Source organism: Pseudomonas sp. 22490 (assembly GCF_052044465.1).
In the GTDB taxonomy this organism is placed as follows: Bacteria; Pseudomonadota; Gammaproteobacteria; order Pseudomonadales; family Pseudomonadaceae; genus Pseudomonas; species Pseudomonas aeruginosa.
The window spans coordinates 42,826-67,935 of record NZ_JBQENS010000016.1 but is presented as its reverse complement, the minus strand read 5'-3'; the positions used below and the strand labels follow the sequence as shown (position 1 = coordinate 67,935).

26 protein-coding genes are annotated in these 25,110 nt (G+C 67.5%); 15 read left to right on the top strand and 11 right to left on the bottom strand.

The features are described 5' to 3' along the window. Window positions 1-9: 9 nt before the first annotated feature. Genes mucC through rpoE form a run of 4 tightly spaced genes read right to left on the bottom strand, consistent with a single transcriptional unit; the run spans window position 10 to window position 2,618 of the window. Entirely contained in the window at window positions 10-465 is a 456-nt protein-coding gene (gene mucC, locus ACTJJX_RS18840) for an alginate biosynthesis regulator MucC (protein WP_003110245.1), read from the bottom strand. Then, window positions 462-1,412 (bottom strand): sigma factor AlgU regulator MucB, encoded by a 951-nt coding sequence (gene mucB / locus ACTJJX_RS18835; RefSeq protein WP_016851962.1) that lies wholly within the window; start codon window positions 1,410-1,412, stop codon window positions 462-464. The genes mucC and mucB overlap by 4 nt, the downstream gene beginning before the upstream one ends. A gap of 8 nt (window positions 1,413-1,420) precedes the next feature. Then, complete coding sequence (mucA, locus tag ACTJJX_RS18830; RefSeq protein ID WP_003101958.1) at window positions 1,421-2,005, bottom strand: anti-sigma factor MucA; 585 nt, start codon at window positions 2,003-2,005, stop codon at window positions 1,421-1,423. Window positions 2,006-2,036: 31 nt separating this feature from the next. Then, window positions 2,037-2,618: an RNA polymerase sigma factor RpoE gene (rpoE, locus tag ACTJJX_RS18825; RefSeq protein WP_003085543.1), complete on the bottom strand. Its 582-nt coding sequence runs from the start codon at window positions 2,616-2,618 to the stop codon at window positions 2,037-2,039. A 408-nt stretch (window positions 2,619-3,026) separates the two neighbouring features. On the opposite strand from rpoE, the gene nadB reads away from it, so the two are divergent. Beyond that, window positions 3,027-4,643: an L-aspartate oxidase gene (gene nadB / locus ACTJJX_RS18820; RefSeq protein ID WP_003114182.1), complete on the top strand. Its 1,617-nt coding sequence runs from the start codon at window positions 3,027-3,029 to the stop codon at window positions 4,641-4,643. Here the strand turns inward: nadB and ACTJJX_RS18815 are convergent. Together ACTJJX_RS18815 and ACTJJX_RS18810 are read right to left on the bottom strand one after the other, a co-directional pair. After that, window positions 4,612-5,064: a protein YgfX gene (locus ACTJJX_RS18815; protein ID WP_016851963.1), complete on the bottom strand. Its 453-nt coding sequence runs from the start codon at window positions 5,062-5,064 to the stop codon at window positions 4,612-4,614. The two genes, nadB and ACTJJX_RS18815, sit on opposite strands and share 32 nt — an antisense overlap. Next, window positions 5,048-5,302 carry an FAD assembly factor SdhE gene (locus tag ACTJJX_RS18810; RefSeq protein WP_003085532.1) on the bottom strand — a complete coding sequence of 85 codons (255 nt, stop codon included), beginning with the start codon at window positions 5,300-5,302 and terminating at the stop codon, window positions 5,048-5,050. Before ACTJJX_RS18810 ends, ACTJJX_RS18815 begins: the two co-directional genes overlap by 17 nt. A 272-nt stretch (window positions 5,303-5,574) precedes the next feature. On the opposite strand from ACTJJX_RS18810, the gene ygfZ reads away from it, so the two are divergent. Both ygfZ and ACTJJX_RS18800 read left to right on the top strand, forming a co-directional pair. Further along, entirely contained in the window at window positions 5,575-6,519 is a 945-nt protein-coding gene (gene ygfZ / locus ACTJJX_RS18805) for a CAF17-like 4Fe-4S cluster assembly/insertion protein YgfZ (protein ID WP_003101947.1), read from the top strand. A gap of 100 nt (window positions 6,520-6,619) precedes the next feature. After that, window positions 6,620-7,456, top strand: coding sequence for an HDOD domain-containing protein (locus ACTJJX_RS18800; protein WP_003114179.1), 837 nt, complete (start codon window positions 6,620-6,622; stop codon window positions 7,454-7,456). Window positions 7,457-7,463: 7 nt separating this feature from the next. On the opposite strand, the gene ACTJJX_RS18795 is transcribed toward ACTJJX_RS18800, so the two are convergent. Both ACTJJX_RS18795 and ACTJJX_RS18790 read right to left on the bottom strand, forming a co-directional pair. Further along, window positions 7,464-8,846 (bottom strand): sensor histidine kinase, encoded by a 1,383-nt coding sequence (locus ACTJJX_RS18795; protein WP_012614480.1) that lies wholly within the window; start codon window positions 8,844-8,846, stop codon window positions 7,464-7,466. Next, window positions 8,839-9,510, bottom strand: a complete 672-nt coding sequence (locus ACTJJX_RS18790; RefSeq protein ID WP_003085524.1) for a response regulator — start codon at window positions 9,508-9,510, stop codon at window positions 8,839-8,841. The genes ACTJJX_RS18795 and ACTJJX_RS18790 overlap by 8 nt, the downstream gene beginning before the upstream one ends. Before the next feature lie 210 nt (window positions 9,511-9,720). On the opposite strand from ACTJJX_RS18790, the gene ACTJJX_RS18785 reads away from it, so the two are divergent. From ACTJJX_RS18785 to ACTJJX_RS18765, 5 genes are read left to right on the top strand one after another with little or no spacing between them, the layout of a single operon-like run. After that, entirely contained in the window at window positions 9,721-11,004 is a 1,284-nt protein-coding gene (locus ACTJJX_RS18785; RefSeq protein WP_016851964.1) for an OprD family porin, read from the top strand. Window positions 11,005-11,033: 29 nt separating this feature from the next. Next, window positions 11,034-12,017: a tripartite tricarboxylate transporter substrate binding protein gene (locus ACTJJX_RS18780; protein WP_003085519.1), complete on the top strand. Its 984-nt coding sequence runs from the start codon at window positions 11,034-11,036 to the stop codon at window positions 12,015-12,017. 48 nt (window positions 12,018-12,065) lie between these two features. Continuing rightward, a complete protein-coding gene (locus ACTJJX_RS18775; RefSeq protein WP_003101933.1) occupies window positions 12,066-12,536 on the top strand; it encodes a tripartite tricarboxylate transporter TctB family protein in 471 nt (156 codons plus the stop codon). A gap of 10 nt (window positions 12,537-12,546) precedes the next feature. Beyond that, window positions 12,547-14,064 carry a tripartite tricarboxylate transporter permease gene (locus ACTJJX_RS18770; RefSeq protein ID WP_003116509.1) on the top strand — a complete coding sequence of 506 codons (1,518 nt, stop codon included), beginning with the start codon at window positions 12,547-12,549 and terminating at the stop codon, window positions 14,062-14,064. Beyond that, window positions 14,057-15,094, top strand: a complete 1,038-nt coding sequence (locus ACTJJX_RS18765; RefSeq protein WP_003114172.1) for an AbrB family transcriptional regulator — start codon at window positions 14,057-14,059, stop codon at window positions 15,092-15,094. Before ACTJJX_RS18770 ends, ACTJJX_RS18765 begins: the two co-directional genes overlap by 8 nt. 126 nt (window positions 15,095-15,220) lie before the next feature. Here the strand turns inward: ACTJJX_RS18765 and ung are convergent, their stop codons facing one another. The 3 genes from ung to ACTJJX_RS18750 all read right to left on the bottom strand — a co-directional run bounded on the left by ung (window position 15,221) and on the right by ACTJJX_RS18750 (window position 17,775). Then, the gene (ung, locus tag ACTJJX_RS18760) at window positions 15,221-15,916 is read right to left on the bottom strand and encodes a uracil-DNA glycosylase (RefSeq protein ID WP_003085510.1); all 696 of its coding nucleotides are present in this window, start codon (window positions 15,914-15,916) and stop codon (window positions 15,221-15,223) included. Between the two features lie 99 nt (window positions 15,917-16,015). Continuing rightward, window positions 16,016-16,837 carry a VanW family protein gene (locus tag ACTJJX_RS18755; RefSeq protein ID WP_003114171.1) on the bottom strand — a complete coding sequence of 274 codons (822 nt, stop codon included), beginning with the start codon at window positions 16,835-16,837 and terminating at the stop codon, window positions 16,016-16,018. Between the two features lie 56 nt (window positions 16,838-16,893). After that, complete coding sequence (locus ACTJJX_RS18750) at window positions 16,894-17,775, bottom strand: AraC family transcriptional regulator (RefSeq protein ID WP_003106441.1); 882 nt, start codon at window positions 17,773-17,775, stop codon at window positions 16,894-16,896. Between the two features lie 132 nt (window positions 17,776-17,907). Between ACTJJX_RS18750 and ACTJJX_RS18745 the strand changes: the two genes are divergently transcribed. From ACTJJX_RS18745 to ACTJJX_RS18715, 7 genes are all read left to right on the top strand, one after another. Further along, window positions 17,908-19,416: a CoA-acylating methylmalonate-semialdehyde dehydrogenase gene (locus ACTJJX_RS18745; RefSeq protein WP_016851965.1), complete on the top strand. Its 1,509-nt coding sequence runs from the start codon at window positions 17,908-17,910 to the stop codon at window positions 19,414-19,416. 11 nt (window positions 19,417-19,427) lie between these two features. Further along, the gene (locus ACTJJX_RS18740) at window positions 19,428-20,591 is read left to right on the top strand and encodes an isobutyryl-CoA dehydrogenase (RefSeq protein WP_003085499.1); all 1,164 of its coding nucleotides are present in this window, start codon (window positions 19,428-19,430) and stop codon (window positions 20,589-20,591) included. 65 nt (window positions 20,592-20,656) lie between these two features. Next, window positions 20,657-21,475, top strand: a complete 819-nt coding sequence (locus tag ACTJJX_RS18735; RefSeq protein WP_003085498.1) for an enoyl-CoA hydratase — start codon at window positions 20,657-20,659, stop codon at window positions 21,473-21,475. A gap of 58 nt (window positions 21,476-21,533) precedes the next feature. Continuing rightward, on the top strand, window positions 21,534-22,637 hold the full coding sequence (locus tag ACTJJX_RS18730; protein WP_003120788.1) for an enoyl-CoA hydratase/isomerase family protein: 1,104 nt from the start codon (window positions 21,534-21,536) through the stop codon (window positions 22,635-22,637). 111 nt (window positions 22,638-22,748) lie between these two features. Beyond that, entirely contained in the window at window positions 22,749-23,645 is an 897-nt protein-coding gene (gene mmsB / locus ACTJJX_RS18725; protein ID WP_016851966.1) for a 3-hydroxyisobutyrate dehydrogenase, read from the top strand. 56 nt (window positions 23,646-23,701) lie between these two features. Beyond that, window positions 23,702-24,346, top strand: coding sequence for a potassium channel family protein (locus ACTJJX_RS18720; protein ID WP_003085490.1), 645 nt, complete (start codon window positions 23,702-23,704; stop codon window positions 24,344-24,346). A gap of 115 nt (window positions 24,347-24,461) precedes the next feature. Further along, window positions 24,462-25,103 carry an NAD(P)-dependent oxidoreductase gene (locus ACTJJX_RS18715; protein ID WP_003085485.1) on the top strand — a complete coding sequence of 214 codons (642 nt, stop codon included), beginning with the start codon at window positions 24,462-24,464 and terminating at the stop codon, window positions 25,101-25,103. Window positions 25,104-25,110: the final 7 nt, after the last annotated feature.

Sequence of the window (25,110 nt, the reverse complement as noted above, 5' to 3'; positions counted from 1 at the left end):
GAGAAAGACTCAGGCCGAATCGGACGGCCCGGAAATCAGCGCTCGCAGAACCACCGGCTGCGAGGCTGGATCATCGGCATGACGACGAGCATGCCGACGCACCAATAGCCAGGCCGCCAGCAAACCCGCCAGCCCGGACACGATGATCAGAGGTTCGACAAGGCCCGCCCGGGTTGCCAGCAATGCTGCCACGAAAAACCCGAGCAGAGGGAAAAGATAGAAGAGGACGGAGGCGCGCAACAACAGGTCTTCATGAATTCCTAGGACGACCGCATCGCCGACCCGCAGGCTCAGGTCGCTCAACGCGCGCACCCGGGCACGCCCCGCGCCGACGCCCAGGCGCTGCATCAGCCCCTGGCCGCAACCGGCATTGGCCGAGCAGGACGAGCAGGTACTGCGGCGCACGGTCTCGACCCATACCGCACCCGGCTCGGTCGCCACCACTCGCCCCTGCTCCTCGATCATTTCTGGGCGGCGGCCTCGGGCCGGATGGACAGCGCCACCCGCTCGGCGGTGCCCAGCGGCACTTCGCCGACGACGGTCACCATCTGGCCGCCGTCATCGGTCTGCAGGCGCTTGGAAACCACCACGGTCGGGCCGAGCTGGCTGCGCGCGTCGCCAACCATGGCACCGTGCAGCGGCTCGATGAACACCGAGAATCGTGCCAGGCCATCGCCATAGGTCAGGCAGGCGACCGGATCGGGGGTGACCGGACTGCGACGCATGAAACTGCGGGTCAGGGTGAAACCTGGCGGCAGCCATTCCGAGCGCCAGGCCACGGTCTTCTCGCCGTCGGCCTTGGCCGGGCCGACGACCTGGCATTCGGCGCCCGCCTGCAACTGGTCTTCGGCAGGTGCCGCGCCGGTATTCAACTGGGTGAACTGGAAGCGCTCGAGCAACTGCCCCTTCTCGTTCAGCAGCAGCGACTTCAACGGCAGGCCGGTGTCGCGGTCCAGGTGCAGCTCGAAGCCGTAGCGATGCTGGTCGCGCGGAGTCACCGCAAGGACCACTGCCGGGCGGCCGGCGACACGGGATTCGCCGACCAGGCGCAGGTCGTACCAGGAAGCCAGCTGGAAGGGATCGAACTTGCGCACCGGCCACAGCTGGGCATCGGCCAGTTGGTCGGCAAGGCCGCCGCTGATGCACTGGGTGCGCCCGTCGACCCGGACCACTTCCTGGCGCGCGCCGTCGAGCTGGAGCAGGCGCTCGCGAACCGCACCATCGCTCTCCACGCGATGCCAGATCTCATGGGTGGAGAAGCTGCCATTGCGCTCGTAGACGAAGGTGCCTTGGAAACTGTTCTGGCGATCGGCCTCGGCGAGACGATTCAGCCAGTCGGAAGCGTCGGCAGCCTGAGTGGCGGGAACCGCCATCAGGCTGCCAAGCAAAAGCAACAGGGAGGTGGTGCGCATGTCTCTCCTCAGCGGTTTTCCAGGCTGGCTGCCCGAGCGTAGGGCAGCGCGCTCTCTGTACCACTGACGGCGGATTGTTGCACGTGCTGACGCAGGTAGATCGGCAGACGCTGCTCATGCCAGCGGGTATCGCTGGACGAGGAGTTGGTGATCACCTGCGGCGCCCCCTGCTCTTCGCTGTAGCCGGCCAGCACGGCCGGGCCTTTCACCTGAGGCAGGGCGATCTGCGGGGTGGTCCCCTGTTGCGCCATCTGCGGCAGGGCGTCGTTCTGGTTGTACAGACGCACGCCGGCCAGCACCGCCAGGGTCACCGAGGCAGCGACCGCCAGGCGACCGACCATCCGCCACGGTCCCTTCTCCGCTTTCGGCGGAGCGGCCTCGTCGGCCAGGGCAGCAGAGACCGCCGCAGCGATATCCAGCTTCGGCAGGGTAGGCTCGCGGTGCATGACGGACCGCGCCAACTGGTAACGCGACCAGGTGGAACGCAGCTCGGCATCCTCGCCGCAAGCTGCGAGCACCCGCCGCAACTCGAGTTCATCCGCTTCGTTATCCATCACAGCGGACAGAGTTTCCTGCAGGGCTTCACGACTCATAGCGATACCTCTCTTGGCATTTGCCGCTGTGTCAGGCTTCTCGCAACAAAGGCTGCAGAGCTTTGTCGATTGCTTCACGAGCGCGGAAGATCCGCGACCGTACCGTCCCCACCGGACACTGCATCACGGTGGCGATATCTTCGTAACTCAAACCTTCGAACTCGCGCAGGGTCAGGGCCGTGCGCAAATCCTCGGGCAACTGCTGGATGGTCTGGTGCACGGTGGCCTCGATCTCATCCCGCAACATCGCCCGTTCCGGCGACTCGATGTCCTTCAGGGCGTGGTCGCCCTCGAAGAACTCCGCATCCTCTGCGGTCACATCGCTGTCCGGTGGCCGACGCCCGCGAGCGACCAGGTGGTTCTTCGCGGTGTTGATGGCGATCCGATACAGCCAGGTATAAAAAGCACTATCGCCGCGGAAATTGCCGAGCGCACGGTATGCCTTGATGAAGGCTTCCTGCGCTACGTCCTGGGCTTCCTGGGCGTCGTGCACGAACCGCACGATCAATCCCAGTATCTTGTGCTGGTATTTCAGTACCAGCAGATCGAAAGCCCGCTTGTCTCCGCGCTGTACCCGTTCAACCAGTTGCTGATCCTGTTCCTGGGTTAGCATGAAAGCTCCTCTTCGAACCTGGAGGAGCTTCGAGCGTCCCAGCGAATCGTCTTGCCAAGATAGACTCGGGCTTCTTGCAAAAGTTCTCCCCTCCAAGCATGCGTCACGAGTTTTTTCCTCGCTCGTGACGTGCGGCCCCGGACATCGTGTCCGGGCCCCGCGAAAATGGATTGCATCGGGCTCAGGGCCCGGCCTCTGTGCCGCTGGGTAGGCCAACCGGACGAGGTCTTCAGGCATCCTGCTTTGGAACCGATGCGTCTAAGAAAGTTCCAGCACTACATCGCCCCGCTCTGATGACGCCTGCCGATGACAGGCCCGCAGCTCATCCGCCGGACCGGCAGCGGGGGTGCGCTATTGTGCCGCCAGGCCCTTCTATATACTAGGGCTCCACCACGGGGAAATGCGGGCATGAGCCAACATTATCAACACGATGTACTGGTCATCGGCAGCGGCGCCGCCGGCCTGAGTCTGGCCTTGACCCTTCCGGAACACCTGCGCATCGCCGTCCTCAGCAAGGGCGAACTGTCGCAGGGCTCTACCTACTGGGCCCAGGGCGGCGTGGCCGCCGTGCTGGACGATACCGACACCGTGGAATCCCACGTCGAGGACACCCTGGTCGCCGGTGGCGGCCTGTGCCGCGAGGATGCGGTGCGCTTCACCGTGGAGCATAGCCGCGAAGCGATCCAGTGGCTGATCGAACAGGGGGTGCCCTTCACCCGCGACGAGCAGCACAACCACGAGGAAGGCAGCTTCGAATACCACCTGACCCGCGAAGGCGGGCACAGCCACCGGCGCATCATCCATGCCGCCGACGCCACCGGCGCCGCGATCTTCAATACCTTGCTGGCCCAGGCCCGGCGGCGACCGAACATCGAGTTGCTGTCGCAGCGAGTGGCGGTCGACCTGATCACCGAGCGCAAGCTCGGTCTGCCGAGCAAGCGCTGCCTGGGCGCCTACGTGCTGAATCGGGAAAGCGGCGAAGTCGATACCTTCCGTGCCCGCTTCAGCGTGCTGGCCTCCGGTGGCGCGAGCAAGGTCTACCTTTATACCAGCAATCCTGACGGCAACTCCGGCGACGGCATCGCCATGGCCTGGCGCGCCGGCTGCCGGGTCGGCAACCTGGAGTTCAACCAGTTCCACCCGACCTGCCTGTACCACCCGCAGGCCAAGAGTTTCCTCATCACCGAGGCATTGCGCGGCGAAGGCGCCCTGCTCCGCCTGCCCAATGGCGAGCGTTTCATGCCGCGCTTCGACCCGCGTGGCGAGCTGGCGCCCCGGGATATCGTGGCCCGCGCCATCGACCATGAAATGAAGCGTCTGGGGATCGACTGTGTCTACCTGGACATCAGCCACAAGCCGGCCGAGTTCATCAAGGCGCACTTCCCCACCGTCTACGAGCGCTGCCTGGACTTCGGCATCGACATTACCCAGCAACCGATCCCGGTAGTGCCGGCCGCTCACTATACCTGCGGCGGCGTGCTCGTCGACCAGCACGGGCATACCGACGTGCCGGGCCTCTACGCCATCGGCGAAACCACCTTCACCGGCCTGCACGGCGCCAACCGCATGGCCAGCAATTCGCTGCTGGAATGCTTCGTCTATGCCCGCTCTGCCGCCGCCGACATGCTCCAGCGCCTGCCCGGCACGCCCGTGCCGGAAAGCCTGCCAAGCTGGGACGCCAGCCAGGTCACCGACTCCGACGAGGACGTGATCATCGCGCACAACTGGGACGAACTGCGGCGTTTCATGTGGGACTACGTCGGTATCGTGCGCACCAACAAGCGCCTGCAGCGCGCCCAGCACCGGGTGCGCCTGCTGCTCAGCGAGATCGACGAGTTCTACAGCAACTACAAGGTCAGCCGCGACCTGATCGAGTTGCGCAACCTGGCGCTGGTCGCCGAACTGATCATCCGCTCGGCCATGCAGCGCCGCGAAAGCCGGGGCCTGCACTACACGCTGGATTATCCGGACCTGCTGCCCGAAGCCCGCGACACTATCCTGGTGCCGCCCATCTACGGCGACTGAAGCGCAGGCGGACACGCAGGCGCCGATGGCTGTCGGCGCCCAATGCATCGGCCGGGATACAGCAGCCAAGGATGCGCCAGCGGCCCGGCAGGCGCACGCGCAGTACGATCAGCCAGGGCAGCGCCAGGCTGTCAGGGCGCAATTGCACCGCTTGCCAGCCGCTTCCGGCGCTCCACAGCTGCCAGCCCCGCTCGTCATGGCGCAAGCCGCGGAAGGCCCGCGAGCCGCGCAGCAGTACCTGGCGGTACAGCCCCCAGGCACCGTAGGCCAGGCAGACCAGCGCAAGCGGCGGCTTCAGCCAGACCGGCAGCGCCGCCAGCAGGATCGACAGCAGCGCCAGGGCCCACAGTGCCAGGCTCGCCGCCAGCAGGATCGGAGAGACCCACCAGCGGCATTCGAACGGCTCAATCCGGCTGGACACGGTCCAGGATCATCCGCACCATCCGCCGCAGGTCGGCGTCTTCCGGCTCGCCGCGCTGCATGAACCAACCGAACATGTCCTGGTCCTCGCACTCCAGCAGCTTGCGGAAGCGCGCCTGGTCCTCGGCGTCCAGGCCCGGGTAAACCTCCTGCACGAAAGGCACCAGCAGCACATCCAGTTCCAGCATGCCGCGACGGCTGTGCCAGTAGAGTCGTTTCAGTTCGGTTTCATCTGCCATGTTCGGGCTCCTCGAAAACGCCCGGCATTATAGGGCGGTTGCGCTCGAATGGCGCGGCCCGATGACGAGGCGTCGCTCCGCCGGCGTCCGCCCTTGGTCGTATTGCCCGGCAAACCAAGGGTATCCGCGCGGGACGCCGGCCCATGCCGACGGCGGCCTCGGAAGTGTCCGACAACCGCCAAGGCGGATGCGCCAGGCATTCTTGCCCGCTGACAAGCCTCGGACCGAGTTCTATGATGACGGTCCTGACTGACTGACCGCGCAGCATCGCAATGGCCGACCCCGCTTTCCACACCCCGCTAGTCCATGAAGGCATCCTCGCCGTCCGCGGCCCTGACGCCGCCAAGTTCCTCCAGGGCCAGCTGACCTGCAACCTCGCCTACCTCAACGACGAGACCTCCAGCCTCGGCGGCCGCTGCAACATCAAGGGCCGCCTGCTATCGAGCTTCCGCATCCTGCCCGAGGGCGACGGCCTGCTGCTGGCGATGGCCGGCGAGCTGCTCGAGGCCCAGTTGGCGGACCTGAAGAAATACGCCGTATTCTCCAAGGCCAGCCTTGCCGACGAGAGCGCAGCCTGGCTCCGCATAGGCTTGCGCGACGCCAGCGAGGCACTGCGCGCCCTGGGGATAGACACCCCGGCGGAGAGCGGCAGGATCGCCCGCCACGGCGACCTGCTCGCCGTCGCCCTGGGCGACGCCCGCGTCGAGCTATGGGTTCCGGCGCAGCGCGCCGAGGCGGTGCTTGCCACGCTCCGCGAGCACAGCCGCGAGGCGCCGCTCGACGATTGGCTGCTCGGCCAGGTGCGCGCAGGCATCGGCCAGGTGTTCGGCGCTACCCGCGAGCTGTTCATCCCACAGATGATCAACCTGCAGGCGGTCGGCGGGGTCAGCTTCAAGAAGGGCTGCTATACCGGCCAGGAAATCGTCGCCCGCATGCAGTATCTCGGCCGCCTCAAGCGCCGCCTGTATCGCCTGGCGCTGGACGCAGACGAGGTGCCGGCGCCCGGCACCGGGCTGTTCTCGCCAGTCCATTCCACCAGCGTCGGCGAAGTGGTACTGGCCGCCCGTACGCCGGAGAACAGCGTGGAATTGCTCGCCGTGCTGCAGGACGACGCCGTCGCCGACGGCCGGATCAGCCTCGGAAGCGCCGAAGGAGCGCCGCTCGTCCTCCTCAATCTGCCTTACACGCTGGACAGCGACCGCGAAATCCAGCGCTGACCGTAAACTGTGCCTCGCCGTCCGCGGACGGCCCGCCAGTATTCCCATGGCCGGTGCACGTAGAGCGTGCTCCGGCCATTGCGTTTTCAAAGGAAATGCCATGAGCAAGCTTGCCGACAAAGTCCAACAGGACCTGATCCGCGCCATCGATCAGGATGAACTGGTGCTGCCGACCCTGCCCGAGGTGGCCCTGCAGGTCCGTGAGGCGGCGGAAGACCCGGATGTCAGCATCCAGGCCCTGAGCAAGGTGATCGGCAACGACGCGGCGCTGACCGCGCGCATCATCCGCGTGGTGAACAGTCCGCTGCTGCGCAGCCCGAAGGAAATCACCGACCTGCAGATGGCGATCAGCCGGCTGGGCATCAACTACACCTGCAACCTGGCCACCGGCCTGGCCATGGAGCAGATGTTCCAGGCCACCACCGACGTGGTCGATCGCAAGATGCGCGAAGTCTGGAACAAGAGCACCGAGATCGCCGGCATCTGCCACGTGCTGGCCCGTCACTACACCCGCCTGGCGCCGGACCAGGCGACCCTGGCCGGACTGGTGCACCAGATCGGCGTGCTGCCGATCCTCACCTACGCCGAGGATCACAACGAGCTGCTGTCGGACTCCATCAGCCTGAGCCATGTGATCGAGCGCATCCATCCGCTGATCGGCGAGCGCATTCTCAAGGCCTGGGATTTCCCCGCGCCGATCGCCGAGGTCCCGCGCCAGCACCTGGACTTCGCCCGCAACTCGCCGCGCGCGGACTATACCGACCTGGTCCAGGTCGCCACCCTGCAGAGCTACCTTGGCAGCGAGCATCCCTATACCCGCCTGGACTGGAGCCAGATCCCGGCGTTCGCCAAGCTCGGCCTCGAGCCGACCGTCGACATGAAGGAAGACGAGGACCTCTCCAGCGCCCTGGAAGCCGCCACCAGCATGCTGCAATAGGCCCGCCCTACTCCACCGGGAAGCGCACCCGCACCAGCAAGCCGCCCAGTTCGCCCTGGTCGAGCTGGATCTGCGCCCGGTGCGCCCGGCAGACCTCGCCGACGATCGCCAGCCCCAGGCCGCTGCCGGGGCTGTCGCCGCGCCGGTAGAAGCGCTGGAAGACCCGCTCGCGGTCGGCGGCGGGAATTCCCGGACCATCGTCTTCCACTTCCAGCACGCCTCCCTCCAGCACCCTGAGGATCACGTTGCCGCCCTGCGGGGTGTGCGCCAGCGCGTTGTCCAGCAGGTTGCTGAGCAATTCGTTGAGCAGCGTCGGTTCACCCTGGATCCACACCGGCCCGGCGCTTTCCAGCGCCAGCGAGGCTCCCCGCGCATAGGCCAGCGGCGCCAGCGCCAGGCCCAGTTCCCGGGCCAGGGCGGTCAGGTCGATACGCTCGGCGCCGCCCTCGGCGATGGCCTGGGCGCCGCTTTCGATGCGCGCCAGGGAGAGCAGCTGGTTGGCCAGGTGGATCAGGCGGTCGGTGTTCTTCGCCGTGGTCTCCAGGGTCGAACGCCAGGCTTCCGGCTCCTGCTCGCGCAGGCCCAGTTCCAGGCGCGCCTTGAGCGCCGCCAGCGGCGTGCGCAACTCGTGGGCGGCATCGGCGATGAACTGCGACTGCCGCTCGAACAGGCTGCGCAGGCGCTGGGTGAAGTGGTTCAGCGACTCCACCAGCGGCCGCAATTCATGCTGGACCTCTAGCATCGGCAACGGCCGCAGGTCGTCCGGCTGGCGCTCTTCCACCTCGCGGCGCAGGCGATCCAGCGGACGCAGCGCGGCGCTCACTGCCAGCCACACCAGCACCAGCGCGCCGACGCCGAGGACGCCCAGGCGCAGCAGGGTATCGGTCATCAGGCTGCGCGCCATGCGCTCGCGGGCGCCTTCGGTCTCCGCCACGCGGATCTCCGCCATGCCGCTCATGCTCGGTTCGCTGACCGGTTGCAGCAGGCTCACCACGCGTACGTCGACGCCCTGGTAGACGCCGTCGTAGAACTTGGCCAGGGCCGGGTAGTCGTCGGTGCGCAGGGTATCGGCGGGTGCCGCCGGAAGATTCTCGTAGCCGGAGATCATCCGTCCGTGGATGTCGTTGACCTGGTAGAAGATCCGCCCGGCGCTGTCGTAGGCGAAGGTATCCAGTGCCACGTAGGGGACGTCGGCGCGCAGGGTGCCGTCCTTCTCGTAGAGCCCGTCGGCGATCGCCCGCGCCGAGGCCAGCAAGGTCCGGTCGTAGGCGGTGTCGGCCACCTCGCGACCGTTCCAGTAGGCGCTCAGGCCGCTCGCCAGGAGCACCAGCAGCAGGAGCAGGGCCAGCCACAGCAGCAGCCTTCCGCGCAGGCTGCCGGCATCAGTCACCCTGCGCCTCCAGCAGGTAGCCGAGGCCGCGGAAGGTGACGATGCGCACGGCGCCGCCTTCCAGCTTCTTGCGCAGGCGGTGGACGTAGATCTCGATGGCGTCGGCGCTGGCCTCCTCGTCCAGGCCGAAGACCTGGGCGGCCAGTTGCTCCTTGCTCATCACCCGCCCCGGACGGGCGATCATCGCTTCCAGCACCGCCTGTTCCCGCGAGGTCAGGGTCAGCGGCTGCTCGTCGAGGCTGAAGCGCCGGGTGCCGAGGTCGTAGACCAGGGCGCCGCAGCGCTGCAACTGTTCGCCACCGAGCACGCTGCGGCGCAGCAGGGCCTTGACCCGCGCCTCCAGCTCGGACAGTTCGAAAGGCTTTGCCAGGTAGTCGTCGGCGCCGAGATTGAGGCCGTGCACCCGGTCCTTCACCTCGCCGCGCGCAGTCAGCATCAGCACCGGCAGGGTCTTGCCGCGCCCGCGCAGGCGCGCCAGCACCTCGAAGCCGTCCATCCGCGGCAGGCCGACGTCGAGGATCGCCAGGGCGTACTCCTCGCTGGCCAGGGCCAGGTCGGCGGCCACCCCGTCCTGCAGCAGGTCTACCGTCCAGCCGGCGCCCTTGAGCGCCTGGACCACGCTTTCGGCGAGCTGCGGATGATCTTCCACCAGAAGGATGCGCATGGACGGTTCTCCACCACCGGATGAGGGCACAAGAGGCGAAGTGTACCGGGGAAAACCCTCCGGTAAATGGCTTCTCTGCCACCGGGGATTGCTGAAAGCCTGGCGAAAGCTTGGCGTCTTAGGATCAGTCGATGGACGGCGCAGATCGTCCGCCAAAACGCCCTGCAGCGTGGTGCTCGGCGTACAAGAACAAGAATCGGAGACCACTGCATGTCGACTTCCCTGCCGCAGGCCGCAAGGTCTGTACGTTCGTCCCGCAGCACCACCCTGACCACCACCGCCGTCGTGCTCGCCGGCATCGCGCCCCTGGGCAACGCCGCCGGCTTCCTCGAAGACAGCAAGGCCAGCCTGGAAACCCGCAACTTCTACATGAACCGCGACTTCCGCGACGGCCCCGGCCAGTCCAAGCGCGAGGAGTGGGCGCAAGGCTTCATCCTCAACCTGCAGTCCGGCTACACCCAGGGCACCGTCGGCTTCGGCCTCGACGCCATGGGCATGCTCGGCGTCAAGCTCGACTCCGGCCGCGGCCGCAGCGGTACCGGACTGCTGCCGAAGGATTCCGACGGCCGCGCACCGGACACCTACTCGAAACTGGGCCTGACCGCCAAGGTCAAGGTCTCGCAGAGCGAGCTGAAGGTCGGTACGCTGATTCCGAAGCTGCCATCGGTACAACCGAACAACGGGCGGATCTTCCCGCAGATATTCGAAGGCGCGCTGCTCACCTCGAAGGAGATCAAGGACCTCGGCTTCACCGCCGGGCGCCTGGAAAAGACCAAGATCCGCGACTCCAGCGACTCCGAGGACCTCGCGCTGAACGACAAGAACGGCCGCTTCGCCGGGGTCAGCGCCGATCACTTCGACCTCGGCGGACTGGACTACAAGCTCACCGACCAACTCACCGCCAGCTATCACTACAGCAACCTGCAGGACGTCTACCGCCAGCACTTCGTCGGCCTGCTGCACAGCTGGCCGATCGGTCCCGGCGAACTGACCAGCGACCTGCGCTTCGCCCGCAGCACCGACAGCGGCTCGGCCAAGGCCGGCGGCATCGACAACAAGTCGCTCAACGGCATGTTCACCTACAGCCTTGGCAACCATGCCTTCGGCGCGGCCTGGCAGCGAATGAACGGCGACGACGCCTTCCCCTACCTGAAAGGCAGCAACCCGTACCTGGTCAACTTCGTCCAGGTCAACGACTTCGCCGGCCCCAAGGAGCGTTCCTGGCAACTGCGCTACGACTACGACTTCGTCGGCCTCGGCATTCCCGGCCTGACCTTCATGACCCGCTACGTCAAGGGCGACAATGTCGAACTCGCCGGGCAGCGCGGCGAAGGCCGCGAATGGGAACGCAACACCGAACTGCAGTACGTGTTCCAGAGCGGCGCGCTGAAGAACCTCGGAATCCGCTGGCGCAACGCGACCTTCCGTTCCAATTTCACCCGCGACATCGATGAGAACCGCCTGATCGTCAGCTATACCCTGCCGATCTGGTAAGCCAGAACAAGAACTCCACAGGAGCACCGATGATGATGAAACTGTCTTTTCGTCCCCTCGCCTTGGTTGCCGCCGGCCTGCTGCTGGCCGGCGCCGCCGTGGCCGAACCCAAGCGTCCCGAATGCATCGCCCCGGCGTCCCCCGGCGGCGGTTTCGACCTCACCTGCAAGCTGGCCCAGAGCGCCCTGGTCGAGGCCAAGCTGCTGAGCAAGCCGATGCGCGTCACCTACATGCCCGGCGGCGTCGGCGCGGTCGCCTATAACGCGGTGGTCGCCCAACGCCCGGGCGACGCCGGCACCATCACCGCCTTCTCCAGCGGCTCGCTGCTGAACCTGGCCCAGGGCAAGTTCGGCCGCTTCGACGAGAACGCGGTGAAATGGCTGGCCGCCATCGGCACCAGCTACGGCGCCATCGCGGTGCGCACCGACTCGCCCTACAAGAACCTCGACGACCTGGTGAAGGCGCTCAAGGCCGACCCGAGCAAGGTGGTGATCGGCTCCGGCGGCACCGTCGGCAGCCAGGACTGGATGCAGACCGCGCTGATCGCCAAGGCCGCCGGGATCAATCCGCGCGACCTGCGCTACGTGGCCCTGGAAGGCGGCGGCGAGATCGCCACCGCGCTGCTCGGCGGGCACATCCAGGTCGGCAGCACCGACATTTCCGACTCCATGCCGCACATCCTCAGCGGCGACATGCGCCTGCTCGCGGTGTTCTCCGAAGAACGCCTGCCGGAGGCGGCGATGGCCAACATCCCCACCGCCAAGGAACAGGGCTACGACATCGTCTGGCCGGTGGTTCGCGGGTTCTACCTCGGGCCGAAGGTCAGCGACGAAGACTACGCCTGGTGGAAGAACGCCTTCGACCAACTGCTGGCCTCCGAGGACTTCGCCAAGCTGCGCGACCAGCGCGAGCTGTTCCCCTTTGCCATGACCGGCGAGGAACTCGACGGCTACGTGAAGCAGCAGGTCCAGCAGTACAAGCAACTGGCCAAGGACTTCGGCCTGATCCAGTAAGCCAGCCCGCGCGCGGCCGGACCCCGGCCGCGCCACGAGGATCGTCCCATGACCCGTTCCAACCTGTACCAGCGCCTGTTCGCCGGGCTCTGGCTGCTCGCCTGCGTCGGCCTGGCGGTCGCCGGCTGGCGTTACCAGGCGCCGTTTTCCTACGAACCGGTCGGCCCGCGCGCCTACCCGCTGCTCTGCCTGGCGCTGATGGGCGCCGGCCTGGCGTGGCTGATCGCGCGGCCGACGCCGATCCGCCACGCCGAGGACGAACAACCGCTGGGCGGCGCCGTGCTGCTCAAGGTGCTCGCCTGCATCGCCCTGCTGCTGGTGTTCGCCGGCCTGTTCGAAACGCTCGGCTTCATCCTCAGCGCCGCCCTGGTCGGCTCCTGCATGGCCATTCTCTACGGCGCCCGGCCAATCCCTGCGGTGGTCACCGCGAGCCTGCTCGGGATCGGCCTCTACTGGCTGTTCGACCGCGCCCTGGACGTCCCGCTGCCGCTGGGCGTTCTCGACTTCCTGCCGCTGTGAGGACTTCGTGATGGAAACCTTGAACTACCTCGGCCAGGGCTTCGGCGTCGCGATGACGCCGACCAACCTGATCACCGCGCTGATCGGCACCCTGATCGGCACCATCGTAGGCCTGCTGCCAGGCCTCGGTCCGATCAACGGCGTGGCACTGCTGATCCCGGTGGCCTTCGCCCTCGGCCTGCCGCCGGAAACCGCGCTGATCCTGCTCGCCGCCGTATACCTGGGCTGCGAATACGGCGGGCGGATCAGCTCGATCCTGCTCAACATCCCCGGCGAAGCCTCGACCGTGATGACCACCCTCGACGGCTACCCGATGGCACGCAAGGGCCTGGCCGGCGTGGCCCTGTCGCTGTCGGCCTGGAGTTCGTTCATTGGCGCTTTCATCGCCACCTGCGGGATGGTCCTGTTCGCCCCGCTGCTGGCCAAGTGGGCGATCGCCTTCGGTCCGGCGGAATATTTCGTGCTGATGGTGTTCGCCATCGTCTGCCTCGGCGGGATGGCCGGCGACCGCCCGCTGAAGACCCTGCTGGCGGCGCTGCTCGGGCTGTTCCTGTCGAGCGTCGGGATCGACGCCAACAGCGGCGTGTACCGCTTCACCGGGGACAGCATCCACCTCGCCGACGGCATCCAGTTCGTGGTCCTGGTGCTGGGCCTGTTCTCGGTCAGCGAGATCCTCCTGCTGCTGGAGAAGACCCACCACGGCCAGGAAGCGGTGAAAGCCACCGGACGCATGCTGTTCAACTTCAAGGAGGCCGCCAGCGTATTCCTGGTCAACCTGCGCTGCGGTCTGCTCGGTTTCGTCATGGGCGTACTGCCCGGCGCCGGCGCGACCCTGGCAAGCGCGGTGGCCTATATGACCGAGAAGAAGCTGGCCGGTGCCAAGGGCGAGTTCGGCAAGGGCGACATGCGCGGCCTGGCCGCTCCCGAGACCGCCATCGGCGCCTCCGCCTGCGGCGCCATGGTGCCGATGCTGACCCTCGGCGTGCCCGGCTCGGGTACCACTGCGGTGATGATCGGCGCCCTGACCCTGTACAACATCACTCCCGGCCCGCTGCTGTTCCAGCAGCAACCGGACATCGTCTGGGGCCTGATCGCCTCGCTGTTCATCGCCAACGTCATGCTGATCATCCTCAACGTGCCGATGGTCCGCGTATTCACCCGCATCCTCGCGGTGCCGAACTGGGCCCTGGTGCCGGCCATCGCGATCATCACCGGGATCGGCGTGTACGGCGTGCATGCGACCACCTTCGACCTGTTCCTGATGGTCGGCATCGGCGTAATCGGCTATATCCTGCGCAAGCTCGACTTCCCGCTCTCGCCGCTGCTGCTGGGCTTCATCCTCGGTGGACTGATGGAGCAGAACCTGCGCCGCGCGCTGTCGATCTCCAACGGTGAACTGGGCATCCTCTGGTCGAGCCCGATCAGCCTGGTGACCTGGGCGCTGGTGGTGGTAATGCTGCTGTTGCCGCTGGTCCGCGCCTGGCGCCGCCGCGTGGCCCGTCGCGCGACAGGGCTGGCCGATGCCTGAGCGCGTCACCTGGAGGCTGTACTGGGCGACGCCGCTGGTGGGCGCCCTTGGCGGCTGGCTGGCAAGCCTGGTCGGCTGGCCGCTGCCATGGATGATCGGCTCGCTGCTTGCGGTGATGCTGGTGCGTTGCCTGGCCGACCTGCCGCTGGCCGAAGTGCCGGGGGCACGCAAGTGCGGGCAATGGATCGTCGGCATCGGCATCGGCCTGCACTTCACCCCGGCAGTGATCGAGCAAGTGCTGGCGCATAGCGTGATCATCGTCTTCGGCGCCGTGGCCACCACGCTTTCCAGCGTGCTGGCGATCGCCTTCATGCGCCGCAGCGGCGAGGACCGCGCCACCGCGTTCTTCGCCAGCATGCCCGGTGGTGCCAGCGAGATGGTCAACCTCGGGCAGCGCCACGGCGCGGTGCTCAGCCGCGTCGCCGCAGCGCAGAGCCTGCGCCTGTTGCTGGTAGTGCTGCTGGTGCCGGCGGCGTTCCAGTACCTGCTCGGCGGCGGCCAGCCAGGCCCGCACCAGGCCGCGCCGGTGGACTGGCACTGGCTGGCCCTGCTGTTCCCGGCCGGGGCGCTGGTCGCGCTGGGCTGGCAGAAGTTGCGCCAACCCAATCCCTGGCTGCTCGGCCCGCTGTTGCTGGCGGCCGGCGTCAGCCTCGGCTTCGACCTGCATATCGGCCTGCCGGCCGGTTCCAGCGGCGTCGGCCAATGGCTGATCGGCAGCGCCCTGGGTTGCCATTTCAACCGCAGTTTCTTCCGCAGCGCTCCAGCCTTCGTCAGTCGTACCCTGGTCTGCACGCTGTGGATGATGTTCGCCGCGGCGCTCGCCGCCGAGTTGCTCGGCTGGCTGACCACCCTCGACCACCAGTCGCTGATGCTCGGCATGATGCCCGGCGGCATCGCCGAGCTGAGCCTGACCGCCGAAGCCTTGCAGCTCTCGGTGCCGCTGGTCACCGCCTTGCAGGTACTGAGGCTATTGCTGGTGCTGTTCCTCGCCGAGCCGTGCTTCCGCTACTGGAGGAAGCGCGCCGGCTGATCGAGCCACGCCGCCACACTGGATGTGTGGCGTTTTCCAGCCCGCCTCGTGCGGGCTTTTTTTTCCGGGCGCGGTCAGAGGCACACAGCGGCGCCCACCATGTGAAGAGCTGGGCGACAGCGGCCTTCAGAGGTCCGGCAGCGACCAGTCGATAGGCGTCTTGCCGTTCTGCTCGAGGAACTTGTTGGTGCGGCTGAAGTGGCCGTTGCCGAGGAAACCGCGGTAGGCCGACAACGGCGACGGGTGCGCCGACTTGAGAATCAGGTGGCGCTGCGGGTCGATCAGCTTCTGCTTGCTCTGCGCGTGGCTGCCCCAGAGCAGGAACACCAGGCGCTCGCAACGCTCGTTGACCACCTCGATGACGCGGTCGGTGAACGGCTGCCAGCCGGCATTGGCGTGGGAGCCGGCCTTGGCCTGCTCGACGGTCAGGGAGGTATTGAGCAACAGCACGCCCTGCTCCGCCCAGCGCTGCAGGTAGCCGTTGTTGGGAATCGGGATGTTCAGGTCGCGGTTGAGTTCCTTGTAGATGTTCTGCAAGGACGGCGGCGTCGGCACGCCGGGCTGCACCGAGAAGCACAGGCCGTGGGCCTGGCCTGGTCCGTGGTAGGGATCCTGGCCGATGATCACCACCTTGACGTTCTCCAGCGGCGTGGTGTTCAGCGCGTTGAAGATCAACGGCCCGGGCGGGAAGATCGCCTTGCCGGCGGCTTTCTCCTGGCGCAGGAACTCGCCCAGTTGCTTCATGTAGGGCTTGTCGAATTCCTCGCGCAGCGCTTCCTTCCAGCTCGCCTCGAGCTTGATGCGGTCGTCGTTATCGGTCATGGAACCCCCTGTCTCGGTACTGAAAAAGTCGTCCGGCCTTTTTCAGAAGGTCGCCGACAGCCTGTGGCCGCGGAACCGTAGAAAAGCCCGCCGCGCTTGTCAATCTCGGGACAGGCGGGCCTCTTCCACCGGATACTTCACGCGCACCCGGTTGCGGTACAGGCACTCGCTGGCCAGCAGGGTGCCGGCCTGGCCCTTTTCCCGGATGTCGCGCCAGATCTCGTTGAGCCTCAGCACCGCATCGCCGTCGCGGACAAAGCGCTGGGCCCTCTCATAGACGTGGTAGCGCACAGGGCGCGGCGCGCTGCACAGCAGTTCGCCTTCCAGTTGGTGGGCGGCGATATGGAAGCGCAGCTGGAAGGTATCCGCCGTCGGATTGTGCAGCACCAGGTCGATGAAGTTGTAGAAGATCGCCGCGCCCGAGCCGAACGGCAGGATCCGTCCCTCGTCGGGAAACGGGTCGAAGCTGTGGTTGGCCCGCTCCACCACGCGCAGCGGGGAATGCAGGGCCATCCAGTGGATCAGGTTGCTCAGTTGGCAGATGCCGCCGCCGATTCCGCTGCGCGCCTCGCCGAAGGACAACTCCATACCTTCGACGAAGCCACGCCGGGCGCTGGGCCGACCGACCAGCCGGCAGAACGAGAAGTACTCGCCGGGGCCGATGCTCACGCCGTTCATGCAGTCCACCGCCAGGCGCAGGTTGACCACCTTGTTGCGTTGCAGGGCGAGGTCGCTGTCGCCGAGGCGGCGGATCAACTTCGAGGTGTGCTTGATGTAGCGGTACGGCAGGCGCTCGTCGACCGATGGCAACCGCACGTAGCGACGGCCGCCAAGACGCCAGCGGCAGTGCCGCCAGAGACGTCGTTGCCAGACCCGCAGCCAGTAGAGCCAGGGGTGGTAGAGCGATAGGGGTTTGCGCATCGACGATCCTTGTCGGTCTCGGCCCACGGGCAGGATGCAGCATTATGCCCGGAGCACTAGCCCTGGTGCAGCGCCCGGTAGTGACTGGGCGCCATGCCCACCACCTTGCGGAACAGCCGCGAGAAGTAATAGGGATCGGCGTAGCCGAGCTGCTCGGCGATCTGCCGCACCTCCAGCGCGCCCTCGTCGAGCAGGCGGCAGGCATGGGCCATCTTCATCTGGATGAAATCCTGGATCGGCGCCTGGCCGGTCAGGGCGCGATAGGTCTTGGCGAAATGGAAGCGCGACAGCTTGAACTGCGCCGCCAGCTCGTCGAGGTTGAGGCTGTCGTGCAGGTGCGCGCGCATCAGCGCCTGCACCGCGTCGATGTCCAGCACCCGTCCGGATTTCAGGCTGGCCCGCGCCGGACGCACCGCCAGCGAGGTGAGCAGGCCCTGCAACAGGTGCGCGGCATGGATGAAGTGCGGCAGGCTGAGGCCCTGGCGACGCAGCGCCAGCAGCGCATCGAACTCCGCCAGCAGGCGCGGCTGCATGCCCAGGCGCAGGCGCGGGGCGCTGCCCAGCGGACGCAGGAAATCCTCCGCCAGTCCGCCTTCGAAATGTACCCAGTAGATGCTCCAGGGCCGCTGCGAGTCGGCGCCGTAGGCATGTTCCCGGCCCTTGGGCAGGACCAGCAGGTCGCCGCCGCCGACCTCGACGCGCTCGCCGGCACACTCCAGCCAGCCGCGTCCGGCCCGGCAGTAGATCAACAGGTTGTCGTCCGGCGCGCGCCGCTGCATGTGGTGGCCGTGCGCCTCCGGATAGTAACCGAGGGCCAGCGGGTAGCAGGCCTGGCCGAGCGGATGGCGGGCCAGGGCGCGACGCAGGCGGGGCGGCGTGATGAAACGCACCCCCTGGTTGGGCAGGGGCCAGGCGGAGGTCTGTACGGAACGCTTCACGGCGACGCGACTCGGTAGTCTGAATCCCAAGATCGTCCATCCCTTGCGCAAGATCGTCAATCCACAGGCGGCTTGCGGCCGGCTATAACGACTCAAAACAACATCCCGGTCCACCGGGAAGCGGAGGCGACGATGGCCAAGGCAATCCCCCAGCTGATCGACGGCGAATGGCGCGGCAGCCGTTCCCGCGAGCTGGTCGAAGTCACCGATCCGGCGACCCAGGACGTCCTCGCGCTGGCGCCGAAGGCCACCGCCGACGAGATCGAGCAGGCCATCGCCAGCGCCCAGCGCGCCTTCGAGACCTGGCGCGAAGTCCCGGCTCCCGAGCGAGCGCGGTTGATGCTGCGCTACCAGCACCTGCTCAAGGAACACCACGACGAACTCGGCGAACTGCTGGCCCGGGAGACCGGCAAGAACCTCGCCGATGCCAAGGGCGACGTGTGGCGCGGCATCGAGGTGGTCGAACACGCCGCCAACGTGGCCAGCCTGATGATGGGCGAGACGGTGGAAAACGTCGCCCGCGAGATCGACACCACCAGTTGGATCCAGCCCCTCGGCGTGTGCGCCGGGATCACCCCGTTCAATTTTCCGGCGATGATCCCGCTGTGGATGTTCCCGCTGGCCATCGCCTGCGGCAACACCTTCGTCCTCAAGCCCTCCGAACAGGATCCGCTGACACCCAACCGCCTCGCCGAGCTGTTCCTCGAGGCCGGCGCGCCGAAGGGCGTGCTGCAGGTGATTCATGGCGGCCGCGAGCAGGTCGATGCCCTCCTCACCCACCCGGACATCCGGGCGATTTCCTTCGTCGGCTCGGTCGCCGTCGGCCAGCACGTGTACCGCACCGGCACCGCGCACCTGAAGCGGGTGCAGGCCTTCGCCGGGGCGAAGAACCACATGGTGATCCTCCCCGACGCGAACAAGGCCCAGGTTCTCGGCAACCTGGTCGGCGCCAGTTGCGGCGCCGCCGGCCAGCGCTGCATGGCGATCAGCGCGGCGGTGTTCGTCGGCGCGGCGCGCGAGTGGATTCCCGAACTGGCCGAGCGGATGGCCGCCCTGCGCCCCGGCCACTGGCAGGACCCGGACGCCGCCTATGGTCCGCTGATCAGCCCGCAGGCGCGCCAGCGCGTGCTGCGCCTGATCGCCGAAGGCAAGGCGGAAGGCGCCGAGTGCCTGCTCGACGGCTCGCAGTGCCAGGTCGAAGGCTATCCCAACGGCAACTGGCTCGGTCCCACCCTGTTCCGCGCAGTGACGCCGAAGATGGGCCTGTACCGCGAGGAAATCTTCGGCCCGGTGCTGGCTTGCCTGGAGGTCGATACCCTGGAAGAGGCGATAGCCCTGGTCAACGCCAATCCCTATGGCAACGGCACCAGCCTGTTCACCCGCTCCGGCGGCGCCGCTCGGCGCTACCAGCACGCGGTGCAGGTCGGCCAGGTGGGGATCAACGTGCCGATCCCGGTACCGCTGCCGTTCTTCTCCTTCACCGGCTGGAAGGGTTCCTTCTACGGCGACCTGCACGCCTACGGCAAGCAGGCGGTGCGCTTCTATACCGAGACCAAGACCGTCACCAGCCGCTGGTTCGACGATGAACCGACGACCGACGAATCGTCGGCCGGCCCGAACATGACCATCCATCTCAAGTGACCCGAGGACCTATGGATTTCGACCTCACCGAAGAACAACGCCTGCTGGTGGAGAGCGCCCGCGCCTTCGCCCGCCACGAACTGGCGCCGAAGGCGGCCGACTGGGACCGCGACCATCACTTCCCGGTGGAAGTCATCCGCGCCGCCGCCGAACAGGGCTACCTCGGCCTGTACATCGCCGAGGAAGACGGCGGCCTGGGCCTGTCGCGGCTGTCCACTTCGCTGATCTTCGAGCAACTGGCCGCCGGCTGCGTGGCCACTACCGCCTACATCAGCATCCACAACATGGCCGCCTGGATGCTCGCCTCGTTCGGCGACGCGGCGCTGAAGGAGGCCTGGCTGCCCGGCCTGATCGGCGGCGAGTCGCTCGCCTCCTATTGCCTCACCGAGCCCGATGCCGGCTCCGACGCCGCGCGCCTGCGCACCCGCGCCCGCCGCGAGGGCGACGAATACGTGCTGGACGGCAGCAAGTGCTTCATTTCCGGCGCCGGCAGCACCCAGGTGCTGATCGTCATGGCGCGCACCGGCGAGGACGGCGCCAGGGGCATCTCCTGCTTCCTGGTGCCGGCCGACGCGCCCGGCATCCGCTACGGCCGCAACGAGGACAAGATGGGCTGGCGCGCGCAGCCGACCCGCACCATCACCTTCGAAGGCGTGCGCATCCCCGCCGGCAACCGCATCGGCCCGGAGGGCCAGGGCTTCGTCTATGCCATGAAAGGCCTCGACGGCGGCCGCCTGAACATCGCCAGTTGTTCCCTGGGCGCCGCCCAGGCGGCGCTGGAGCAGTCGATGCGCTACGTCGAGGAGCGCGAGCAGTTCGGCAAGCCGCTGGCGACCTTCCAGGCCTTGCAGTTCAAGCTCGCCGACATGCTCACCGAACTCACCGCCAGCCGCCAGATGGTCCGCCTCGGCGCCCATCGGCTGGACCGCGGCGACGCCGAGGCGACCCTGTACTGCGCAATGGCCAAGCGCTTCGCCACCGACCGCTGCTTCGATGTCTGCAACGAGGCCTTGCAACTGCACGGCGGCTACGGCTATCTCAACGATTATCCGCTGGAGCGCTGGGTACGCGACACCCGCGTGCACCAGATCCTCGAAGGCACCAACGAAATCATGCGGGTGATCGTCGCCCGCCGCCTGCTGGAGCAGGGTGGCATGCTCGATCGCCTGCTGTGAACGCCGCGAACCATCGCATCCGATAGTGCCGGGACGCCCCGGCCCATGATCCAGTGAGGGACTTCATGAACACTGCCGTCGAACCCTACAAGGCTTCCTCCTTCGACCTGACCCACAAGCTCACCGTGGAAAAGCACGGGCACACCGCGCTGATCACCATCAACCACCCGCCGGCCAACACCTGGGACCGCGACTCGCTGATCGGCCTGCGCCAACTGATCGAGCACCTCAACCGCGACGACGATATCTACGCCCTGGTAGTGACCGGCCAGGGGCCGAAGTTCTTCTCCGCCGGCGCCGACCTGAACATGTTCGCCGACGGCGACAAGGCCCGCGCTCGCGAGATGGCCCGCCGCTTCGGCGAAGCCTTCGAGGCGCTGCGCGATTTCCGCGGGGTGTCGATCGCGGCGATCAACGGCTACGCCATGGGCGGCGGGCTGGAGTGCGCCCTCGCCTGCGACATCCGCATCGCCGAGCGCCAGGCGCAGATGGCCCTGCCGGAGGCCGCGGTGGGCCTGCTGCCCTGCGCCGGCGGGACCCAGGCGCTGCCCTGGCTGGTGGGCGAAGGCTGGGCCAAGCGGATGATCCTCTGCAACGAGCGGGTGGATGCGGAAACCGCCCTGCGCATCGGCCTGGTCGAACAGGTGGTGGACAGCGGCGAGGCGCGCGGCGCCGCCCTGCTGCTGGCGGCCAAGGTGGCACGCCAGAGCCCGGTGGCGATCCGCACCATCAAGCCGCTGATCCAGGGTGCCCGCGAACGCGCGCCGAACACCTGGCTGCCGGAGGAGCGCGAGCGCTTCGTCGATCTGTTCGACGCCCAGGACACCCGCGAAGGGGTCAACGCCTTCCTCGAGAAGCGCGATCCCAAGTGGCGCAACTGCTGAGCCTTCCCATCGAACCCGGCGGGCTGCGCCACAGCCCGCCCGAGCCGAGAGCCCCGACATGAACGTGCTTTTCGAAGAACGCCCGAGCCTGCATGGCTTCCGCATCGGCATTGCCACCCTGGATGCGGAAAAGAGTCTGAACGCCCTGTCCCTGCCGATGATCGAGACCCTGGCGGCGAAACTCGACGCCTGGGCCGAGGACGCCGGCATCGCCTGCGTGCTGTTGCGCGGCAACGGCGCCAAGGCCTTTTGCGCCGGCGGCGACGTGCGCAAGCTAGTGGACGCCTGCCGCGAGCAACCCGGCGAGGTACCGGCCCTGGCGCGACGCTTCTTCGCCGATGAATACCGCCTCGACTACCGCATCCATACCTACCCGAAACCCTTCATCTGCTGGGCCCACGGCTATGTGATGGGTGGCGGCATGGGGCTGATGCAGGGTGCCGGGATTCGCATCGTCACCCCGTCCAGCCGCCTGGCGATGCCGGAGATCGGCATCGGCCTGTACCCAGACGTCGGCGCCAGCTGGTTCCTCGCCCGCCTGCCCGGCAGGCTCGGCCTGTTCCTCGGCCTGAGCGCGGCGCAGATGAACGCCCGCGACGCTCTCGACCTCGACCTGGCCGACCGCTTCCTTCTCGACGACCAGCAGGACGCCCTGCTCGCCGGCCTGGTGCAGATGAACTGGAACGAGTCGCCCCAGGTGCAACTTCACAGCCTGCTTCGCGCCCTCGAACACGAGGCCCGCGGCGAACTGCCGGAGGCCCAGTTGCTCCCGCGCCGGCCGCGCCTGGACGCACTGCTCGACCAGCCGGACCTGGCGAGCGCCTGGCAGGCGCTGGTGGCGCTGCGCGACGACGCCGACCCGCTGCTTGCGCGTGGCGCGAAGACCCTGGCCGAGGGCTGCCCGATGACCGCGCATCTGGTCTGGCAGCAGATCGAGCGTGCGCGCTACCTGTCGCTGGCCGAGGTGTTCCGCCTGGAATACGCCATGAGCCTGAACTGCACGCGCCATCCGGACTTCGCCGAGGGGGTACGCGCAAGGCTGATCGATCGCGACAACGCACCGAACTGGCATTGGCCGCAGGTGGAATCGATCCCGCAGGCGGTGATCGAGGCGCACTTCGAGCCGACCTGGGAGGGCGAGCATCCGCTGGCGGGGCTCTGATCCGCCGCGCCGCCCTCTGCCGAAGGAGGGCGCGGGCCCGCCACGTCCATAGCGTCTAAGCTGTTTCACAGCATCCCCAAGAGGCCTCGCGGCCGCCACAGGAGGAGCTCCATGAAACAGATCGCCTTCATCGGCCTCGGCCACATGGGCGCGCCGATGGCCACCAACCTGCTCAAGGCCGGCTACCTGCTGAACGTCTTCGACCTGGTGCAGAGCGCCGTCGACGGCCTGGTCGCCGCCGGCGCCAGCGCCGCCCGCAGCGCCCGCGACGCGGTGCAGGGCGCCGACGTGGTCATCAGCATGCTGCCGGCCAGCCAGCACGTCGAAGGCCTGTACCTCGACGACGATGGCCTGCTCGCGCACATCGCCCCCGGCACCCTGGTGCTGGAATGCTCGACCATCGCCCCGACCTCGGCGCGCAAGGTCCACGCCGCCGCCCGCGAGCGCGGCCTGGCGATGCTCGACGCGCCGGTGTCCGGCGGCACTGCCGGCGCGGCAGCCGGCACCCTGACCTTCATGGTCGGCGGCGACCCCGAAGCCCTGGAGAAGGCCCGGCCGCTGTTCGAGGCCATGGGTCGCAACATCTTCCATGCCGGCCCCGACGGCGCCGGCCAGGTGGCCAAGGTGTGCAACAACCAGCTCCTCGCGGTGCTGATGATCGGTACCGCAGAAGCCATGGCCCTGGGCGTGGCCAACGGCCTCGAGGCGAAGGTGCTGGCCGAGATCATGCGCCGCAGCTCCGGTGGCAACTGGGCGCTGGAAGTCTACAACCCCTGGCCGGGGGTTATGGAGAACGCTCCGGCGTCGCGCGACTACAGCGGCGGCTTCATGGCCCAGTTGATGGCCAAGGACCTCGGGCTGGCCCAGGAAGCCGCCCAGGCCAGCGCCAGCAGCACGCCGATGGGCAGCCTGGCGCTGAGCCTGTACCGTCTGCTGCTGAAGCAGGGCTATGCGGAGCGGGACTTTTCCGTGGTGCAGAAATTGTTCGATCCGACACAAGGCCAATAGACAGGCAGGCGGGTCCGCGCCCAGGCTGGTCGATTCGACGATGCGAGGAGCCCGCCTTGAACGCCCTGCTGCTGCGTTACCGTTTCCGCCTGCTGTTCTTTTCCACCGTGCTGTTCACGGCGATCCTCGGCCTGCCGTCGAGCACCAAGCCACGGGTGCTCGGCAGCCTCCTGCTGCTGGTGCTGGCCGGGATGAACACCTTGCGCAGACGCAGCCCGCTGGTCTACCTGACGGCCTTCTTCGGCCTGTTCAGCCTGGCCCTGTACACCACTGCGGACTTCAGCAGTCCCTACTCCAGCCTGCCGCCCGGCCTGCTGCGCGGGCTGAGCCTGATCCTGCTGTACCTGACCCTGTTCGCCGCGCTGTTCCGCCGCGTCACCCAGGAGCGCCCGGTGACCCACGAGCTGCTCTACGGACTCTGCGCGCTCTACCTGCAGATGGCGCTGGCCTTCGCTCTCGCCTACTACATGGTCGAACAGATGCAGCCTGCCAGCTTCATCGCCAGCCATGGCGCACTCGGCCTGGATACCTTCGTCTACTACAGCCTGGTGACCCTGACCACCGTGGGCTACGGCGACATCCAGGCGATCAACCCGCTGGCGCGCCTGCTGGCCGGCAGCGAAGGAGTGATCGGGGTCCTGTTCATCGCCCTCGCCGTGGCCCGCAGCCTGACCCTGATGAGCGACAGCGAGGAGGTCTGATTATTAAGCTGGGCTAACGAGTGCATCCCCCTCGCAGCGGTTTATCCCGGCGAGCGCAGGGCGGATGATGCTGATCGACGCCGCTCTGCGGCATTTCTCGAACGGAAGGTGCAGCATGAAAATCGCCCTGATCGGCGCCACCGGCCACGTCGGCCACTATTTCCTCAACGAAGCCCTGCAACGCGGCCACGCGGTAACCGCCCTGGTCCGCGACCCGGGCAAGCTGGCGGCGCGCGACGGCCTCGGCGTAGTGCAGGCGGACGTCAGCGACCCGGCCCAGGTGGCCAGCGCCGTGGCAGGCCACGAGGTGGTCATCAGCGCTTTCAACGGCGGCTGGGGCAGCGCCGACCTCCGCGCCCGCCACGCCGCCGGCAGCCAGGCCATTCTCGACGGCGTGAAACGCTCCGGCGTGCCGCGCCTGCTGGTTCTCGGCGGCGCCGGGAGCCTGGAGATCGCCCCCGGCCAGCGCCTGGTGGACAGCCCGGAATTCCCCGAGCAGTGGAAGCAGGGCGCCCTCGGCGCCGCCGACGCCCTCGACCAACTGCGCGGCGAGCAACGACTGGACTGGGTGTTCCTCAGCCCGGCGATGCTCCTCGAACCCGGCCAGCGCAGCGGCAAGTTCCGCCTCGGCGGCGACCAGGTTCTGTTCGACGCCAAGGGCGAGAGCCGGATTTCCCTGGAAGACCTGGCGGTAGCCATGCTCGACGAGGCCGAGCAGCCCCGTCATCATCGCCAGCGCTTCACCGTGGCCTACTGAAAAGACC

What these genes read in the sequence shown, in the direction of transcription:
- mucA (WP_003101958.1), bottom strand. Translation starts at nt 2,005, where the DNA reads ATGAGTCGTGAAGCCCTGCAGGAAACTCTGTCCGCTGTGATGGATAAC.
- nadB (WP_003114182.1), top strand. Translation starts at nt 3,027, where the DNA reads ATGAGCCAACATTATCAACACGATGTACTGGTCATCGGCAGCGGCGCC.
- ACTJJX_RS18755 (WP_003114171.1), bottom strand. Translation starts at nt 16,837, where the DNA reads ATGCGCAAACCCCTATCGCTCTACCACCCCTGGCTCTACTGGCTGCGG.
- ACTJJX_RS18765 (WP_003114172.1), top strand. Translation starts at nt 14,057, where the DNA reads ATGCCTGAGCGCGTCACCTGGAGGCTGTACTGGGCGACGCCGCTGGTG.
- ACTJJX_RS18785 (WP_016851964.1), top strand. Translation starts at nt 9,721, where the DNA reads ATGTCGACTTCCCTGCCGCAGGCCGCAAGGTCTGTACGTTCGTCCCGC.
- ACTJJX_RS18730 (WP_003120788.1), top strand. Translation starts at nt 21,534, where the DNA reads ATGAACGTGCTTTTCGAAGAACGCCCGAGCCTGCATGGCTTCCGCATC.
- mmsB (WP_016851966.1), top strand. Translation starts at nt 22,749, where the DNA reads ATGAAACAGATCGCCTTCATCGGCCTCGGCCACATGGGCGCGCCGATG.
- ACTJJX_RS18745 (WP_016851965.1), top strand. Translation starts at nt 17,908, where the DNA reads ATGGCCAAGGCAATCCCCCAGCTGATCGACGGCGAATGGCGCGGCAGC.
- ACTJJX_RS18800 (WP_003114179.1), top strand. Translation starts at nt 6,620, where the DNA reads ATGAGCAAGCTTGCCGACAAAGTCCAACAGGACCTGATCCGCGCCATC.
- ACTJJX_RS18775 (WP_003101933.1), top strand. Translation starts at nt 12,066, where the DNA reads ATGACCCGTTCCAACCTGTACCAGCGCCTGTTCGCCGGGCTCTGGCTG.
- ACTJJX_RS18740 (WP_003085499.1), top strand. Translation starts at nt 19,428, where the DNA reads ATGGATTTCGACCTCACCGAAGAACAACGCCTGCTGGTGGAGAGCGCC.
- ACTJJX_RS18715 (WP_003085485.1), top strand. Translation starts at nt 24,462, where the DNA reads ATGAAAATCGCCCTGATCGGCGCCACCGGCCACGTCGGCCACTATTTC.
- ACTJJX_RS18770 (WP_003116509.1), top strand. Translation starts at nt 12,547, where the DNA reads ATGGAAACCTTGAACTACCTCGGCCAGGGCTTCGGCGTCGCGATGACG.
- mucC (WP_003110245.1), bottom strand. Translation starts at nt 465, where the DNA reads ATGATCGAGGAGCAGGGGCGAGTGGTGGCGACCGAGCCGGGTGCGGTA.
- ACTJJX_RS18735 (WP_003085498.1), top strand. Translation starts at nt 20,657, where the DNA reads ATGAACACTGCCGTCGAACCCTACAAGGCTTCCTCCTTCGACCTGACC.
- mucB (WP_016851962.1), bottom strand. Translation starts at nt 1,412, where the DNA reads ATGCGCACCACCTCCCTGTTGCTTTTGCTTGGCAGCCTGATGGCGGTT.
- ACTJJX_RS18780 (WP_003085519.1), top strand. Translation starts at nt 11,034, where the DNA reads ATGATGATGAAACTGTCTTTTCGTCCCCTCGCCTTGGTTGCCGCCGGC.
- ACTJJX_RS18810 (WP_003085532.1), bottom strand. Translation starts at nt 5,302, where the DNA reads ATGGCAGATGAAACCGAACTGAAACGACTCTACTGGCACAGCCGTCGC.
- ACTJJX_RS18790 (WP_003085524.1), bottom strand. Translation starts at nt 9,510, where the DNA reads ATGCGCATCCTTCTGGTGGAAGATCATCCGCAGCTCGCCGAAAGCGTG.
- ung (WP_003085510.1), bottom strand. Translation starts at nt 15,916, where the DNA reads ATGACCGATAACGACGACCGCATCAAGCTCGAGGCGAGCTGGAAGGAA.
- rpoE (WP_003085543.1), bottom strand. Translation starts at nt 2,618, where the DNA reads ATGCTAACCCAGGAACAGGATCAGCAACTGGTTGAACGGGTACAGCGC.
- ygfZ (WP_003101947.1), top strand. Translation starts at nt 5,575, where the DNA reads ATGGCCGACCCCGCTTTCCACACCCCGCTAGTCCATGAAGGCATCCTC.